Annotated in this window: 11 protein-coding genes; 6 read left to right on the top strand and 5 right to left on the bottom strand. The window is 35.1% G+C overall.

The annotated features are described in order from the left end of the window. Positions 1-98: 98 nt before the first annotated feature. Positions 99-485, bottom strand: coding sequence for an SRPBCC family protein (locus RCH13_RS13370; protein WP_326987753.1), 387 nt, complete (start codon positions 483-485; stop codon positions 99-101). Positions 486-518: 33 nt separating this feature from the next. Between RCH13_RS13370 and RCH13_RS13365 the strand changes: the two genes are divergently transcribed. After that, entirely contained in the window at positions 519-1,124 is a 606-nt protein-coding gene (locus RCH13_RS13365) for an NUDIX hydrolase (RefSeq protein WP_326987752.1), read from the top strand. On the opposite strand, the gene RCH13_RS13360 is transcribed toward RCH13_RS13365, so the two are convergent. Continuing rightward, entirely contained in the window at positions 1,121-2,395 is a 1,275-nt protein-coding gene (locus RCH13_RS13360) for a UDP-N-acetylmuramoyl-tripeptide--D-alanyl-D-alanine ligase (protein ID WP_326987751.1), read from the bottom strand. The genes RCH13_RS13365 and RCH13_RS13360 overlap by 4 nt on opposite strands. A gap of 62 nt (positions 2,396-2,457) precedes the next feature. Beyond that, positions 2,458-4,062 carry a gliding motility lipoprotein GldJ gene (gene gldJ / locus RCH13_RS13355; protein ID WP_326987750.1) on the bottom strand — a complete coding sequence of 535 codons (1,605 nt, stop codon included), beginning with the start codon at positions 4,060-4,062 and terminating at the stop codon, positions 2,458-2,460. 159 nt (positions 4,063-4,221) lie between these two features. Between gldJ and porU the strand changes: the two genes are divergently transcribed. The 3 genes from porU (at position 4,222) to RCH13_RS13340 (ending at position 11,592) form a co-directional block, all read left to right on the top strand. Further along, positions 4,222-8,127: a type IX secretion system sortase PorU gene (porU, locus tag RCH13_RS13350; protein WP_326987749.1), complete on the top strand. Its 3,906-nt coding sequence runs from the start codon at positions 4,222-4,224 to the stop codon at positions 8,125-8,127. A 26-nt stretch (positions 8,128-8,153) separates the two neighbouring features. Next, positions 8,154-9,278: a type IX secretion system outer membrane channel protein PorV gene (porV, locus tag RCH13_RS13345; RefSeq protein WP_326987748.1), complete on the top strand. Its 1,125-nt coding sequence runs from the start codon at positions 8,154-8,156 to the stop codon at positions 9,276-9,278. A 73-nt stretch (positions 9,279-9,351) separates the two neighbouring features. Next, entirely contained in the window at positions 9,352-11,592 is a 2,241-nt protein-coding gene (locus tag RCH13_RS13340) for an FUSC family protein (protein ID WP_326987747.1), read from the top strand. Here the strand turns inward: RCH13_RS13340 and RCH13_RS13335 are convergent. Beyond that, the gene (locus RCH13_RS13335) at positions 11,589-12,200 is read right to left on the bottom strand and encodes a 4'-phosphopantetheinyl transferase family protein (RefSeq protein ID WP_326987746.1); all 612 of its coding nucleotides are present in this window, start codon (positions 12,198-12,200) and stop codon (positions 11,589-11,591) included. The two genes, RCH13_RS13340 and RCH13_RS13335, sit on opposite strands and share 4 nt — an antisense overlap. A 132-nt stretch (positions 12,201-12,332) precedes the next feature. On the opposite strand from RCH13_RS13335, the gene RCH13_RS13330 reads away from it, so the two are divergent. Then, positions 12,333-13,142 (top strand): hypothetical protein, encoded by an 810-nt coding sequence (locus tag RCH13_RS13330; protein WP_326987745.1) that lies wholly within the window; start codon positions 12,333-12,335, stop codon positions 13,140-13,142. Positions 13,143-13,233: 91 nt separating this feature from the next. Next, complete coding sequence (ahcY, locus tag RCH13_RS13325) at positions 13,234-14,547, top strand: adenosylhomocysteinase (protein WP_326987744.1); 1,314 nt, start codon at positions 13,234-13,236, stop codon at positions 14,545-14,547. A gap of 57 nt (positions 14,548-14,604) precedes the next feature. Here the strand turns inward: ahcY and RCH13_RS13320 are convergent, their stop codons facing one another. Continuing rightward, positions 14,605-16,335, bottom strand: a complete 1,731-nt coding sequence (locus RCH13_RS13320; protein WP_326987743.1) for a tetratricopeptide repeat protein — start codon at positions 16,333-16,335, stop codon at positions 14,605-14,607. Positions 16,336-16,791: the final 456 nt, after the last annotated feature.

The raw sequence follows: 16,791 nt of genomic DNA, 5'->3' as shown, positions 1-16,791 counted from the left end.
CTACAAAAGAAAAAACACTAGCGATAACGTTATCGCTAGTGTTTAATTATTTAATTTTGTTTAATAATCTGTATCGCTTTTTTAGGACGGGACAAGAATTAAAGCTTTTCTAAATTATCGGTGAGACTATTGATAAAATTTTGGAGTGGCTTTTCAACCATCATTTTGATAAACGGATTAAATTTACCTTCAAATAATAATTGCACTTCGGATTTAGTGTCATCAACTGAAGTGATATCTCCAATTAATGCGAAATCTAAACTTGCACTTGCGGACTTTAATACAACTTTATCTTCGGAAACTTCGTCAATAATTAATGCAATTTCTGGCATTCCTTTTAAGCTGAATTTAAAGCCGTTGTCCCGAACTTCAAAACTCTGAAGAGATTCCGGCATTAAACTGCGGTAATCTTCTGGAGACTTCAACATATCCACTAACTGGGTTGCCGATTTATTTACAATTATTTTACGTCCTTCTAGATTCATTTTTATATTTTTGTATTAATTAAAACATTGCAAATGTATAAAGTTTTTGTGAATGAAAAAAAATTAACGCTCAGTAAATATCCTGAAAATCTCACGAAAAAATTACGTTTCGAGGGTTTTGCAACGTTGGAAATTGCTGTTGATCTTTTAGAAAATACCTCTTGCTCAGAAATTAATGTTTATGGCGATAACATCGAAGAAATTTGGGAAGATTTTACCCATATGTTTAAAGTGGTAGAAGCTGCTGGAGGTGTGGTTTGTAATGATAAGGACGAAATTCTGTTTATTCGCAGACTCGGAAAATGGGACTTGCCGAAAGGAAAAATAGAAAAAGGCGAAGCAATGGAACAAGCCTCTGTACGAGAGGTTGGCGAAGAAACAGGTTTAGAAGAAGTAATTTTAGATGAATTTCTGAATAATACTTTCCATATTTTTACCGAAAGAAATGGAGAAAAAATCTTAAAAATCACTTACTGGTTTAGGATGAAATATTTTGGGAAGGAAGAACTAAAACCCCAAACGGAAGAAGGAATTTCTGAAGTTGTTTGGAAAAACCGCGCACAAATTACGAGTGAGGTTTTTCCCATGACCTTTGAAAACATCAAACTTATATTAAACGACTGCTGGAATTTACACTAATCAATAAATTCTAAGACTTTTTCTAAGGCTATTCCGCGGGAACCTTTTAATAAAATATTTTTAGACGCAATTTTATTATTTTTTAAATATTCTGAAAATTCCTGTGTATTTAAAAATGATTTGGATCCTTTATTCACTTCTGCAAAACATTTTCCAATGGTAAAAATCTCTTGAAAATCTAGGGAGTTTGCCAAATTTACAATTGCTTGGTGTTCTTCCGTAGAAACATCCCCTAATTCTAACATATCTCCGATGATTATTGTTTTATTACCTTCAAAGGAACTGAAATTTTTCAACGATTCGGCCATGGAACTTGGATTGGCATTGTAGGTATCTAAAACTAAAATTTTACCATTTTTTTCCACGATTTGAGATCGCATGTTCGTTGGAATATAATTTTCTATGGCTGATATTATCAGCGAAAAATCGATTCCGAAATGCAATCCTAAAGTTGCCGCAGCACAAAGATTTGTAAAATTATAATTTCCCGTTAATTGACTTTGCGCAGAAATTCCCTCATACTCTAAACCCACAAAATTATTCCGAGAAAACTTCTCAAAATAGTAATCCGAACCTTTTGTTCCAAAAGTGATTTTTGAATCATAAGAATTTGTTTTTTCGTGTTGTAGGGGATCAGCAGCATTCACTAAAACCGTTTGCTTGTTTTCAAATAAGTTGAGATACATTTCCGACTTACCTTTAATAACACCTTCTACGCCACCGAAACCCTCTAAATGAGCCTTGCCAAAATTAGTGATGTAGCCAAAATTAGGTTTCGCTAAATCACAGAGCATTTCAATTTCACGCTGATGATTCGCACCCATTTCTACTACGGCCATTTCATGCTCCGTTTTAATGGAAAGTAAAGTGAGGGGAACTCCGATATGATTGTTTAGATTTCCGAAGGTATATTGAACTTTGTATTTCTGGGAAAGCACTGCATGAATGATTTCTTTGGTTGTAGTTTTACCATTGCTTCCCGTAAGTGCAATGATGGGAATTGTTAGCATGCTTCTATGCAACTTTGCTAAATCCTGTAAAAATATTAATGTAGAAGGAACATAAAATATATTGTTATCTACATTCACAAATTCTTGCTGCTCTACAATTACCGCCAATGCTCCAAGTTGAATTGCTTCTTCTGCAAAGGTAGCTGCATTATAATTATCCCCAGAAAAGGCAAAGAAAATGTCATTTTTTTCTACTTTCCTACTATCAATAGTCACTTTTGTAGCGTGTAAAAATATGGGATAAAAGGTGGCTGTATTCATGCTTCAAAAATAAAAAAATCCTTCTGCAAACACAGAAGGATTAGTAAAAATATTAAGATTAATTATCTTTTCGTTCTTCCTTTTCCAGTGGATTTAGCATCTTGTGCTACGCGGAATCCAACCCAGCCATAAGCTTTCGCTTCATCTCGGAATCTTCTTTGACCCGGATCAAGCCAATATGCTCCATCAAGCCAGGACCCGCCTTTAATTACCCGTACCTCATTGGAAATTCTAGTTGTTCTGGAGTTGGTATCTTTTTCAAGAATTACCCGACCCTTGCCATCAACAAAGAATTTCTTTTGTTTAGAATTGTACATATTGTAACCTGCAGTTGTACTATCCTCTTCTCTACCATAACCGGCATCCAAAGATGATTGGAAATCACCATCTCTAAAGTTTCTGTTATCTGCTACTGTTTCTCTTTCATACTGTCCAGGTAAACCTTTGTATACCAAACGACCATCTGTAAGAGTATCATATTTAGCAGCTTCTATTTTTTTGAAAGTACCGTCTGCGTTTTTAACTACTTCTTGTGGCATGTTTCCTCTGTAATAATTAAAATCACTTGCTTCTTCATCAATAATCGGACGATAAACATCTGCAGTCCATTCTGCAACGTTCCCAAACATACCGAATATTCCCAAATTATTTGAAGGATACTGTTTTACATCTGCCGTGGTAGGTGAACCGTCATTTTTCCAACCTGCAACTCCAGAGTAATCACCCCGACCTTGCTTAAAGTTTTCCATGTACATGCCACGGTTTTTACCTTTTGTTCCTTTCAGCTGCTGAATTTGAGGTTGTTTATTGGTATACAGATTATATTCTCTTTCCTTCTGCATTCCCAATGCTGCAAATTCCCACTCTACTTCGGTAGGCAATCTGAATTTTTCTACTACCCCTGCTGTTGCATTTCTGTTTGCAGATAAAATTCTTTCATTGCTGGTTTTGATTCCAGATTTTTGTTTCAGTCTTTCTTTATTGATATACGCTTCCATTTCTGGATCGTTCCCTTTAAATTTATCTAAATTAAAGGAGTTTGCACCTTGATTATTGGCATCATTGGTATAAAAATCTTTAGAAATAATTCCTTGCTCCATTAATGCTTTTTCATTCGCACGATCAGTTAACCAATCGCAATAACGGGAAGCTTGCAACCAAGAAACTCCTACTACAGGGTAATAGTCATATTCTGGTCTACGGAAATAGGTTTCTGCAAAATCATTTCTGGATAGTTTATTATTCCAAACTAAAGTATCTGGAAGTGCACCTTTATAAATTTCTTTGAAACTTGGGTCAGATGGAGGAAATACAAATTTCAACCAAGTAACATATTCTCGATATTCATAGTTGGTAATTTCTGTTTCCCCAATGAAATAAGAGCTCACCTGCATTCTTTTCGGTGTGTTATTCCAATCATGCATAACGTCATCTTTCACCAATCCCATGGTAAAAGTTCCGCCCTCCACATAGACCATTCCTGGCCATCCTTTTTGTTTTTGTTGTTTTCCGGTAAAAAACCAACCTTTTTGATCGTTGGGTTTCCAACCAGTCTTGCTTGTAAACCGCTTAGTACCACCACCTTTTTTAGTGTTGCCTCCGCCGCAACTAAGTAAAATAAGGGTAGAACTTAACAGTAATATTGAAAACAACTTAAGTTTATTCATAGTCGATATTGATATTTTCAGGATACAAAGAAAAATGAAATTATTTTATAAATCAAATTATACATTGATTTTTTGCAAAACGTTTACAAATTAATTTTATTGTATCATATCATTTTATATTATTTTTCGTTTAATTTGTAATCGTGAAATTTTGAATCAATGAAACGCACTTTAACTTTTGTTTTACTAAACTTTTTCCTATCTCTTTTTTACTCGCAAAACACCGCTATACAGTGGGAAGGCACCAAAGTAATTGATTATGGAACGAAGAAAATTACCGTTCCATTTTTTAAAAATGAAGGGTTTACTTATGAAGAAGGTTCCATTTACCTCCACTACTCTCAAAATTACTCTGGGAAAGAGCTGAAAGTCACCAATTTAATTTGGGAAAAAATAAATCAAAAAGATTTATTGGATGTCAGTTTTTATAGCGTTCCAACGGAAGAAATAGCTGGAACTAATATTAATATCAATTCCTACACGCAAGAAAAAAGAACCAATATTCGGATTTCCGCTTTAAAATCACAAAAGAATGTATTGTATAGATTAACCTCTTTTACTTTGGTCACATCTGCCGATAATTCGAATTCCTCAATGCTTCGCGCCGCTAAAATTGGAGACACCCAAAATCCCTTAAGTTCTGGCAATTTCTTTAAAATAAAAGTTGATAAGAGTGGTGTTTTTAAAATCACGAGTAAATTTCTTCGCGATAATGGAATGAATCCAGCCAATATTAATCCTCAAAATTTCCGTATTTATGGAAATGGTGGTTTGATGCTTCCAGAAAATAATACTGACTTAAGATATTCTGCGCTACAACAAAATGCAATACAAGTTATCGGCGAAAGTGATGGCACGTGGAATGAAGAAGATTTTGCACTTTTTTATGCGCAAGGACCCACTGGCTTTAATGTTTATCGAAGTGATGCAACTTCTGCAGGAAATAATACGAGAAGATACGAAACTCGAGCTGACCGCTCTGGTAATCTTATCAATATCTATGATAACTTTTCTTACTATTTTATCAACTTTGACTTAGGACCCGGCAAAAGAATTCAAACGGTAGATGCAGCATTAGGTTCCGAAACAATTACACGTTACGATGAATTTCAATTCTTAAATGAAGAAAAATTCAATCTGATGAAAATCGGAAGAATTTGGACAGGCGATGCATTTACTGCTCCTAAGGCAGTCACTTTTACTACTAAATCTCCTATTCAATCCAGTGACGTGATTCGCTACAGAAGTAAATTTGTGGCTTTTCAATCTTCAGGTAACAAAGTGACAACCAATCTTAATGGCGGATCAAATGGAGATTTTACTATTCCTGCAGCGGAGAAGAGAGAATACATCCCTATAATTTATAGCGGGAGCGCAATAAATTTACAAGGAAATCAAATTACTTTTAACTACACTCCTACTACTTCTTCTAATCCAAACGGTAAATTTTACTTTGATTATGCAGAAGTTCAATACAAAGAGGATTTGAAATTTAACAATAAGCAGCTTAATTTTCGGAGCTATGACATTGCAGAAGGCAGCGGAAATTCCTACACCTTCTCTCTGGCAGATGCAAGTACTGCAGAACAAGTTTGGGAAGTTTCAGATTTAGCAAACGTTACTAAAAAAGTAAATAAATCGGGCAGTACTGCAACTTTTTCACTCGGTTATAATGCAAACAGTGCTAATTTCGCAAATGAATTTGTCGCATTTAAAAGTAGTGAAGCCTACGCGCCAGAATTCGTGGGGAAAATTGCTAATCAAGATTTATCTGGACTTCAAGGAATTGATTATGTAATGATCACGACACCAGAAATGATGGGTCATGCCCAAAGAATGGCGACCTATTATCAAAGCAAGTACAATGTTGCAGTGGTAGATGTGAATAAAATCTACAATGAATTCAGCAGTGGTAGAAAAGATATTACGGGAATTAGAGATTTCATTACTAAATTAAATACACCATCTGGAAAATTAAAGTTCGCCTTTATCTTGGGCGACACTTCCTTTGATTACAAGGGAATTTCTAACCCAGGTTCAGATATTATTCCTTCTTTTCAATCCGAAGAAAGTGGAAATTATGCAGATTCATTTGTTACAGATGATTATTTTGTAATGACAGCTCCGCAGAACACTAATTTTATAGCGCTCTCTACTACCTTGCCAAATGTGCCCATTGGTAGATTGCCGGCCGCAAACGTCTCTGAAGCAAAACTACTAATAGATAAAGCCTTGGCTTACAATAATGCATTGCCCGGACAGTCTACGCCTTTTGGAGAATGGAGAATGAAACTGGATTTTGTAGTGGATGATGATGCAGATAATAATCTTCCCTTTCACAATACAATGAACAGGTCTTTAGTCAATGTATTTGAAACTGGAACTTTAAGAAAAGAATATAACGTTAGAAAATTATATTTAGATGCTTACACAGCGCAAAGTTCCGCAGGTGGCCAAAGATATCCGCAAGTCAATCAAGCCATTTCGAATGATGTAGGAAATAGTTTATACTTATTCTATTTCGGACATGGCGGAATCAATGGATGGTCACAGGAGCGGGTTTTGACGATTGACGAAATTCAGAATTTTAATAATTACAATAATGTTTACAGTCGTTTTCCTTTAATTTCTACCATTACTTGTGAATTCACCTTATGGGATGATCCCAATACTTTCTCTGCGGGAGAGCAAGTTATAAAATCGAAAGATGGGGGCGCTGCAATGATGCTTACTTCTAGCCGAGCAATTGGCGTAGTATATGGGGAAGAATTTACTACAATCTTTACCAAACATTTATTTGAAATTGTAAATGACGATTTTATAAGTCTTGGAGATGCATTTTTGCAAGCAAAATTAGAGAAAGGGGCACATCCAGATCACCTGAAAGTAAATTTATTGGGCGATCCAGCAACCAAACTAAGCCGTCCAAAAAGATTGCTAAACATTGATGAGATAGAATCGCCTGTTCCCGGTCAATTGCGAGCATTAGATTTCGTGAAAGTAAAAGGACACATCAATAAACAAGATGGAACCATTGATGAAAATTTCAGCGGAAGAGTTGCCATTAATATTTTTGATAAAAGGCTAAACAAAAAAACTCTAAATAATGACGGAGTACCTAAGATGAATCCGGTTCTTAATTATACCGAAGAAAATGGACCTATCGTTAAATCATCCGGTCAAGCTGTAAATGGAATTTTTACGGTAGAATTTTACGTGCCGAAAGACATCAATTATGAAATTGCCGATGGAAGAATTTTAGCGTATGCCGATAATAAAATTACAGATGTTTTTAATAATCAAGTTCAAAAAATTGGTGGAATAAACCCAGATGGAATTAATGATAATAACGCACCCAAAGCAAAGATTTATATGAACAATATCAACTTTGCAGATGGTGGAATTACAGATCAAAACCCACTATTTCTTGCTTGCGTTACAGATGATAAAGGAATTAATTCTACAGGATCTGGTATCGGACATGATATCACCGTAGTTCTTGACGGAAAAATTATCAATACTACAGTTTTGAATGATTTCTATTTCTCTGGCGACGGTAATGGGTGTTTAAGTACTACCCTCTCAGATTATCAAAAAGGAAATGTGACATATCCATTTCGAAATCTTGAGCCAGGAGCGCATCAAATATCCTTCAAAGTTTGGGACATCAACAATAATTCTACCACAGAGACGTTAAACTTTATAGTTAAGGATGAATCAGACCAAAATTTAATTGTTAACAAACTGTTAAACTGGCCAAATCCTTTTACCAATAAGACATACGTACAATTTGAGCACAACTGTGATGACATGTTAGATGTGAATGTTCAGATTTATACCATCACAGGTAAACTGGTTAAAACGATTACTAGCACGGTTACTGCGGAACCTTTTTTCCAAGGTTTTAGAACACCAAGAACTGCGATTGAATGGGACGGAAAAGATGACTTTGGCGATGCGGTAGGAAAAGGAACTTATATTTTTAAAATTTTCGCCAGAAGCCAAAATCAAGAAAAATGCAAGGGAAGTGCAACTGCAGTTGAGAAAATGGTTCTATTAAAATAATATAAATAATGATAAAAATTGACTTTATGACATTGACTAAAAAACTATTTTTAGGTTTGGGTTTAGGTATGGGTGTTGCGAGTTTTGCGCAGATCCAGCCTGTTTTAACAGGAGCACCCTTCCTTAGAATTTCTCCAGACGCCAGAGCAGGTGGAATGGGAGATCAAGGGGTTGCAACAACCACAGACGCATTTTCCCAATTTTGGAATGCGGCAAAATACCCATTTAGCAAAACAACTTCTGCAGTAGGTTTAAATTACACACCTTACATGAGTAAATTAACAAATGATGTTTTTTTACTGTACGGAGCGTATCATATGTTTTTGGGTGATGAAGAGCGATCTACAATTTCTGCCAGTTTATATTATTTCAATATGGGATCAGTTGATCTTACCAAACTAGTTGGAACTGAAGTGGTGCAGGAAGGAACAGCTAAACCAAATGAATTTTCCATCGATGTTGCGTACGGTTTAAAGTTAACAGATACTTATTCCATGGCAGTTACAGGACGATTCATTCGTTCAGATTTGTCAGGAGGATTTAACTCTGATAACACTTTGAAGCCTGCAAACTCTTTCGCTGTGGATGTTTCGGGTTATTTTATGTCGCCGAAACATACGAGTATTAATGATTTTGAAGGTCGTGCAAGAGGTGGTTTCGCCATTCAAAATATCGGACCAAGATTAGATTACACGGGAGATGATGAATCCAGATCTTATTTACCAACAATGGCAAGAATTGGAGCTGGATACGATTTATTTATTGATGATTTAAACAGAGTTGGATTAAATTTCGAAGCCTCCAAAATACTTGTTCCTGGTCCAGATGGTTCTGGAAACGTTCCAAATGTGGGTGTAATTGAAGGAATTGGTAAATCATTCAGCAATGAAAAAAGCACCATGTTAAGTGGTGCTGTAGAATATGAATATGATAATGCCTTCGCGCTGAGAGGTGGTTATTTTCATGAAAGTGAAGAACAAGGAGCAAGACAATACGCAACCGTTGGGGTAGGTTTAAAATACCAGTCTTTTGGTTTGGATTTGTCTTACTTAATAAACACGTCCAAAGTTAATTCTGCTCTAGATAATACGCTAAGATTTGGATTAACCTGGAATATTGGGGAAGAATCCGGAAATGCACAAGATTACTAAACAATCTTTAGAAAATAATAAAGTCCCAATTATTTGGGACTTTTTTTATGGAATAAACCCTTAAATTTGGCCTATGAATTATGCCACAGAATTTAAAAAATTTGCAACCAGCCAATACATCTTCTCGGCAGTGCGAATTACTTTGGCAATCGTAATTCCCAGTATTATTTTGGCGCACTTTGGCTTGCTGAAAGAATATTTTCTGTTCCCACTTGCAACCAGTTTTGTGGGGCTTACTGATCAACCAGGTCCATTTATCCGCCGCAGAAATGCACTTTTATTAGCAATTGTATCTTTTACTCTTGTGGGAGTAGTTGCGAGTTTACTCAAGGATTTCCCCCTCCTCGTTTATGCCGAAATAATTATTTTCGGCCTCTTTTTCACCATGATAGGAGTTTATGGACAAAGATTAGCAGCAGTTGGAGCCCTTTCTTTAGTAGTGATGGCAATTTTTATTGATGGGCATCTGACGGGAGATAATATTGTAAAAAGCACCCTTATATTTCTTGCAGGTTCCGTTTGCTATTTTTTGATATTTATCGTGGTCTCTAGAATTCAACCCTATAAATTAGCTGGTCAAATGATTGGCGAAAATTATATGGAATTAGCAGATTATCTGGCCATTAAATCTAAATTTTATCTCGCCAATCCAGATTACAACCAACTGCAATCCCAAGTTATCGCGCAGCAAATTAAAATTAAAAATCTTCAGGAAGAAACGCGGGAAACTGTTTTAAAAACACGAAAGATCGTCAATGAATCTACTACGACGAGCCGTTTGCTCATGCTTATGTTTCTGAATTCTATTGATCTGCATGAAAAATTAATGACTTCTGAAAACGACTACCGAAAAGTGCAAAAAAGTTTTGGCGAAACGGGTTTATTAATTTCTGTCGGAAACTTTCTCAATCTACTCGCGGGTGAATTAACAAACATTGGAATTGCATTGCAAAGCGGTTCCAAAGCTAAACCCATCCGTGAAATTCAAAAAGAATTAGATGCAATTTTCGAAGAATATTTTGACATCAGAAATAAAAATCTGACTTCAGATACGCTGGAAAATTTCATGATCATGCGCGTTATTTTAATGAGACTGAAGGAAATTAGTGGAGAAATTACAACCATCTATAAGATCTTCACACAAGATCAAAAATCTGCAAAAAGTTTATCAACAGGTTTAGATTTTAACAAGTTTGTAAGCTCACAACCAAGTTTAAATTTTAAGGTACTTCGGAATAATTTTTCTTTAAAGTCTTCTTATTTCCGTCATTCCCTCCGGGTTGTACTAGCGCTACTTCTTGGTTACTCCATTTCTCAATTAAAATTTTTGGGAATCGGACATGCGTATTGGATTTTAATTACCATCATTGCGATCATGCGTCCTGCCTATTCCACCACAAAAAGCAGAAATTTACTGCGGCTTTTCGGAACTTTGTTAGGAGCAATTTTTGCGTATGTGCTTTTGCAATTTATTGATGATGGCGCCATACTTTTTGCGACATTACTATTGAGTATGATTTTGTGCTTTAGCTTTTTAAAAGCCAATTATTTTTGGGCGGTCCTCTTTATGACGATTTATGTATTCTTAAGTTTCAACTTTTTAAAACCGGGAAACATAGATCTCATCTTCAAAGACCGTATTTTAGATACTGCCATTGCTGGCGTTCTGGCGTTTTTGGTTTCCTATTTTGTTTTTCCAGTTTGGGAACATACTCAGAATTTGGACTTAATGAAAAAATCTGCTTTAAGCAATGAAAAGTATTTTCAGGCAGCTTTAGATTATTTTAAAGATAAAAGTTTAGGCGCTCAAGAATATAAACTTCGTCGGAAAGATGCTATTATTGATCTAGCTAACCTATCGGACAATTTTCAGCGCATGATTTCTGACCCAAAAAATCAGCAGAAGAAAATGGAAAATATTCACCAGTTCGTTAATACAGCACATTTGATTACGGCTTATATTGCTTCATTTTCCCAATACACAAATTCCTCTAAAGATTATCCGGAGATTGATTTTGAAATATGGAATAAAAAGATTTCCTCAGAACTGCTAAGGAGCTCCTTGCTTTTAGATAAAAAACCTATCGATCCAACCCTCATCGCAGAAAGTAAAATTGAGCCAGATGATACCGTGGAACAATTATTAACCCAGCGAAAACTTGAAATGCGGGAAACGGAAATTTCTAACCGACGAGATGCCTCTAAAATTACCCATTTAACGGAACTCACCAATTTGCAAGAAATTTTGGATTTGCTTTATGATGTAGCACGCGAACAAAGAAAAGGAGCAGAAAATCTACAGCCGCAGATTTAATCTACGATGGTGAAGCAATACTGGTCAAAAAATTCGACACGCGCTTTGTAGAGGTCAGAAACAGTTTCATCATGAACCCTGCATTGAATATTGAAAGGAAAGTCAAGTTCAAATGGCTTCACTTCATAATGTTTTTTTAGGGACCAGTAATTGGAATGATGAATTTTATACAAGCTTTCTTTTAAGGACCAAATCACCGTTAAATATGCAGTTTCTTTCTCTTTTTCAATAAAGCCACTCTCTTCTTCCCACAGAAATTTGTGTTTGATGCGAGTAATTTTATTATTGAAAGGTTCAATATCAATCCCCACTTTATTTTTAGAAATAGCAAGCGCGGCGAAAGGAAATGAATGCGTTACAGAAATTTCAAAATCATTCGGAAATAAATAGGGTGTTCTGCCTTCATAAAGAATTTTATGATTGGGTAAAACTGATTTCAGGATTTTTCTAACCAATAGAAGTTCCTTTAATTTGGTGGGATGATACTCTTTTACTTTTTCAAAATTTTCAGCTTCGATGAGATTTTCGGGATTCAAATCCTCCTTTTCATCATATTTCCAAAGAAGTATGGTGGCTTGGTCATCTGAGAAATCTCTGTATAATGGCATCGCTAAAATTGTGTGGTAAAAATAAACAATATTAAAGAACTAGTACATGTATTAATTTACGCTGAAACGCTTTAAAAGGTTTAAATAAAATTGATTTTTTTCTATATTTGATATAAACAAAATGTGAAAATTATGAACCGTAGAAAATTTTTAAAGAAAACATCCTCTGGATTTGCCGCCGCCGCGTTTCTTCCGCTTTTATCCTTTGATAATAAAAAAATAATAGAAGCACATAAATATCAAGTGGTGGACTTATTTAAGAAGGATGGAAAAGAATGGTTGCTTAACATTATTCTTAACCCAGAAATGCTTTCTCAATTTAAAGAAACAAGAGCTGAAAATAGAGAAATAGAAATCGATGCGTATGATACCAAACTCATTACAATGATCTACAAGGCGCAAGATGTAGAGGAAAAAATCATTGGATCGAAAAACCTCCATTTTATTACTTTAAAAATGATGGAAAATAAAATGAATTCCGAAGCTTCCGAAACTGCGGAAAATATGCTAGGAAAAGAAATAATGGTAGAAATTCACGATAAATGTCATGCGGTCCTTGTTAACAAAAAGAAGAATCTTGAAATTAATTTCAAATATAAAGATCCCACAGAAGATGGCGAACTTGATTGTTTTTTAACCACAGCTTGTGTTGCTCATAAAAATCTGCCGGATAACTGCTATGAATTAAACACCTTGCGAAAATTGAGAGAATATGTGATGATGCCAAATGAAAAATACAAAGCTCTAATCGAAGAATATGATGTGGTAGCTCCGAAAATGCTACTGAATATTAACAAATCCGCAAATAAAGAGGAAATATTGGAGCACATTTACACCAATTTGGTTCTTCCCTCTGTCACGTTTTTAGAAGCGGGAAAAAATGAAGAAGCAATTAATTATTATGCTGATTATGTGTCTGAAATGAAAAACATTTATCTCTAAGAAAACCATCACAAAAATTGAAATTGACTATCACGCAGTATCGGTAACAAGAAACAGATTTAGTATATTTGCACCAAATTTATTTACTTAGATGGAAACAGCAACACAATACGTTCCTTACAAAGTTAAGGACATCTCATTAGCGGAATATGGGAGAAAAGAAATTAATTTAGCAGAAGCAGAAATGCCAGGTTTGATGGCGATCCGTGAAGAATACGGACCTTCTCAACCATTAAAAGGTGCTAGAATTGCAGGTTGTCTACACATGACAATCCAAACTGCAGTTTTAATCGAAACTTTAGTGGCGCTTGGAGCAGATGTTACTTGGTCATCTTGTAATATTTTTTCTACGCAAGATCACGCTGCAGCTGCAATTGCCGCCGCAGGAATCCCTGTTTATGCTTGGAAAGGAATGAACGAGGAAGAATTCGAATGGTGTATCGAACAAACGGTATTTTTCGGGGAAGATAGAAAACCCTTGAATCTTATTTTAGATGATGGTGGAGATTTAACCAACTTGGTATTTGATAAATATCCAGAATTAACTGCAGGAATTAAAGGATTATCTGAAGAAACAACGACTGGTGTTCACAGATTGTATGAAAGAATGCAGAACGGAACTTTGGTAATGCCTGCAATCAACGTAAATGATTCGGTAACAAAATCAAAATTCGATAATAAATACGGCTGTAGAGAATCTGCAGTTGATGCAGTAAGAAGAGCAACAGATTTAATGTTGGCTGGCAAAAGAGTGGTTGTTTGTGGATACGGCGATGTTGGTAAAGGAACTGCGGCCTCTTTTAAAGGAGCTGGATCAATTGTTACCGTTACAGAAATCGACCCAATCTGTGCTTTGCAAGCTGCAATGGACGGTTTTGAAGTTAAAAAACTGGATTCAGTGGTAGAAAACGCAGACATCGTAATTACAACCACAGGGAACTTTAACATTGTTAAAGGAGAACACTTCAAAAAAATGAAGGATAAAACTGTAGTTTGTAACATCGGTCACTTTGACAATGAATTAGATATGGCTTGGTTAAACGGAAACTACGGCAATACTAAATATGAAGTGAAACCTCAGGTTGATGTTTACAATATCGACGGAAAAGAAATTATCATTTTGGCAGAAGGTCGTTTGGTGAATTTAGGTTGCGCAACAGGTCACCCAAGTTTTGTAATGAGTAACTCATTTGCAAACCAGACTTTAGCTCAAATTGAATTATGGACTAATGCAGAAGCTTACGGAAATGAAGTTTACATGTTGCCAAAACATTTAGATGAAAAAGTAGCATTTTTACACTTGAAGAAATTAGGCGTAGAATTAGAAGTTTTAACGGATGAGCAAGCTAAATATATCGGTGTAGAGGTTGAAGGACCATTTAAACCAGAATATTACAGATACTAAAATAAAGTATTTAAAGCTTTATAAAAACCAAACTCCTTAGATTTTCTAAGGAGTTTTTTAGTTGGCAGAAATAATCATGGCGTTGAGTAAATCGTATTTCCCCCCTAATTTGCGTTTAAGTCTTTGTCGCGATTTCTTTACCGCTTCTACGGTAATCCCAAGCAAACCAGCAATTTCCGCATTGGTAAACTGCAATTTTTCAAGTAAAATTACCCGCAAGTTAGAATCCGTGATTTCTGGGAAATTATCATGCAAACTTTTATAAAAGAGAGCATACTCCTTTTCGAACTCGATGCGGAAGTTTCTCCAGTTTTCATCGGTCATTAAATGAGATTGTAGTAAAAGATCTAATTTCCGTTCTTCTTCCGCTTGCGTGAATGATTTGGAATCTTTGATGTCTGCAATTTCCTGTTGCAAATTTTGGATCTGGGTGTTCTTATCTTTGAGGTACGTAATTTGGGTCTGTAAGTTCTGATCAACCTCCAGTAACTTTTTTTTGCTTTGTGCTTGCTTGCTTTCATAAGCCGCAATCTGTTCTTCTATTATTTTCTTTTTCTTCTTCTCGCTCTTTTTAAAACTAATGATGATGATGATTAAAAATGTCAGTAAAAAAGCTGCGGTTATCATACTTGTATTTTTAACCAATAACTCTTTTTTTAGCTGTTTTTTAGTAGTGGTAATATTAGACTGGTACTTTCTCTTCTGCAGCATCCAATTGGCTTGGCTCAAAGGTAAAACGCCCTCCGTTTTATTAAGAGAATCTTCCAGCGCTTCAATTCGGCGTCTTGCTTTCAACTCCTCGTTTGGTAGATTTTTCTTTTGTAAAATCGTGAGTTTGAGTTTTAGAATATCTAATTCATTTATTTTAAAATAAGATTTTGTTTTCGCGATTTCATTCGCTTTAGAAAGCGCTTCTTCTGCCTCCGGAATCAGATTCATCCGTAAATAAATCTTGGCTAAAACCGTATTTGCATACATTGTGTTTTGCCTAGCCCCCAAATTCTCAGAAATTTCTATATCTACATTCAGCAGCTTAATAGCAACATTATAATTACCTTTCTTCTCTTCTATTTTTGCCAAGCTTCCAAGTGTTTTCGCATATCTAAGTTCATCACCTATTGATTTGGCAAGGTCAGATGCTTCGCTGCAATATTTTTCCGCGTTCTCAACTTCGCCAATGGTTAAATAATACATCCCAATATTGTCTAAAATTGCAGCATATTCCGAAGTATTTTGATCAGTAAAGAGCAAGGCCTTTCTCAAATTAAAAATAGCATCTTGGTGATCACCAATAGTGCCTAAATAAAAACCAATTGTTTTATAAGATTCACTTGGGAAAATAATTTTGCTTGGATCAATTGCCTGAATTTTTTCTATGGCTGATAAAAAAATAGGGAGTGCAGCAGTAATCTGTCGAAAATTATATAAATATTCTCCATATTCTAAGCTTGCCCAGATTTCTAATCCTGCATGTTCTATTTTTTTTGCCAACGCAAGAGAATTCTTAAAATACTCCTCGCTTTTCCTATTTTCTTTATCCAAAATTAACGCATATCCCTTTGCAAGATAAACTTGCCGAATAATAGTGTTTTCAGAATTTTGAGTGAGAAATAATGGTTTTAAATGTTTTTGAAGAACAAGGGAATCCTTGATTGTATTTCGATAAGTATTAACTACTTTTTCCAAACCTGAGGAATCACTTACTTCAACCACTTTTTTATTTTTCTGCGCGTGCAGAAAAATAGAGAAAAGGAGTAAAAAAGAGCAAAAAGTAGAGGTTATTTTCATAAATAATTCGCGGTCTAAAATAAATTTTAAAGCGTTACAAAAACTCTTTATCTTATTTAGCGATTTTAAAAATACCGATTTTTAAATCAAATTCGCATTTAAGATGGAAAATTTCAAAAAAAATATTCTTAAAATAAAAAAATATTCTTCATTTTTCGAATTACTGATTGTACCTCTTCATAGGCGATTACACATCCTGAGCTGATTTTTACTTGCTTAAAATGTAATTGTCCCTTATTTGTCCACCCTTTATTTTTGTTCCGAAGTCTGATACCTGCTACATTTGAAGAAGTATTAAACTAGTAACCCTAGAAACTCAAAAGTAAGTCTGGAGAGACAAACGTTTTAAATTTCTAAACACAAATGATGGAATTATCTCCTTTAGCTTAAAACTAAAGGAGTTTTTATTGGACCAAATTTTAATGCTACTTCAAAAAAATATGTAGCTTACCAACC

Origin of the sequence: Chryseobacterium sp. MP_3.2 (assembly GCF_035984805.1) — a bacterium.
In the GTDB taxonomy this organism is placed as follows: domain Bacteria; phylum Bacteroidota; class Bacteroidia; order Flavobacteriales; family Weeksellaceae; genus Kaistella.
This window is presented reverse-complemented; position numbering and strand designations above follow the sequence as displayed.

Coding starts and splice junctions, on each gene's coding strand:
- RCH13_RS13320 (WP_326987743.1), bottom strand. CDS start 16,335: ATGAAAATAACCTCTACTTTTTGCTCTTTTTTACTCCTTTTCTCTATT.
- RCH13_RS13360 (WP_326987751.1), bottom strand. CDS start 2,395: ATGAATACAGCCACCTTTTATCCCATATTTTTACACGCTACAAAAGTG.
- porU (WP_326987749.1), top strand. CDS start 4,222: ATGAAACGCACTTTAACTTTTGTTTTACTAAACTTTTTCCTATCTCTT.
- RCH13_RS13365 (WP_326987752.1), top strand. CDS start 519: ATGTATAAAGTTTTTGTGAATGAAAAAAAATTAACGCTCAGTAAATAT.
- RCH13_RS13370 (WP_326987753.1), bottom strand. CDS start 485: ATGAATCTAGAAGGACGTAAAATAATTGTAAATAAATCGGCAACCCAG.
- porV (WP_326987748.1), top strand. CDS start 8,154: ATGACATTGACTAAAAAACTATTTTTAGGTTTGGGTTTAGGTATGGGT.
- ahcY (WP_326987744.1), top strand. CDS start 13,234: ATGGAAACAGCAACACAATACGTTCCTTACAAAGTTAAGGACATCTCA.
- RCH13_RS13330 (WP_326987745.1), top strand. CDS start 12,333: ATGAACCGTAGAAAATTTTTAAAGAAAACATCCTCTGGATTTGCCGCC.
- RCH13_RS13335 (WP_326987746.1), bottom strand. CDS start 12,200: ATGCCATTATACAGAGATTTCTCAGATGACCAAGCCACCATACTTCTT.
- gldJ (WP_326987750.1), bottom strand. CDS start 4,062: ATGAATAAACTTAAGTTGTTTTCAATATTACTGTTAAGTTCTACCCTT.
- RCH13_RS13340 (WP_326987747.1), top strand. CDS start 9,352: ATGAATTATGCCACAGAATTTAAAAAATTTGCAACCAGCCAATACATC.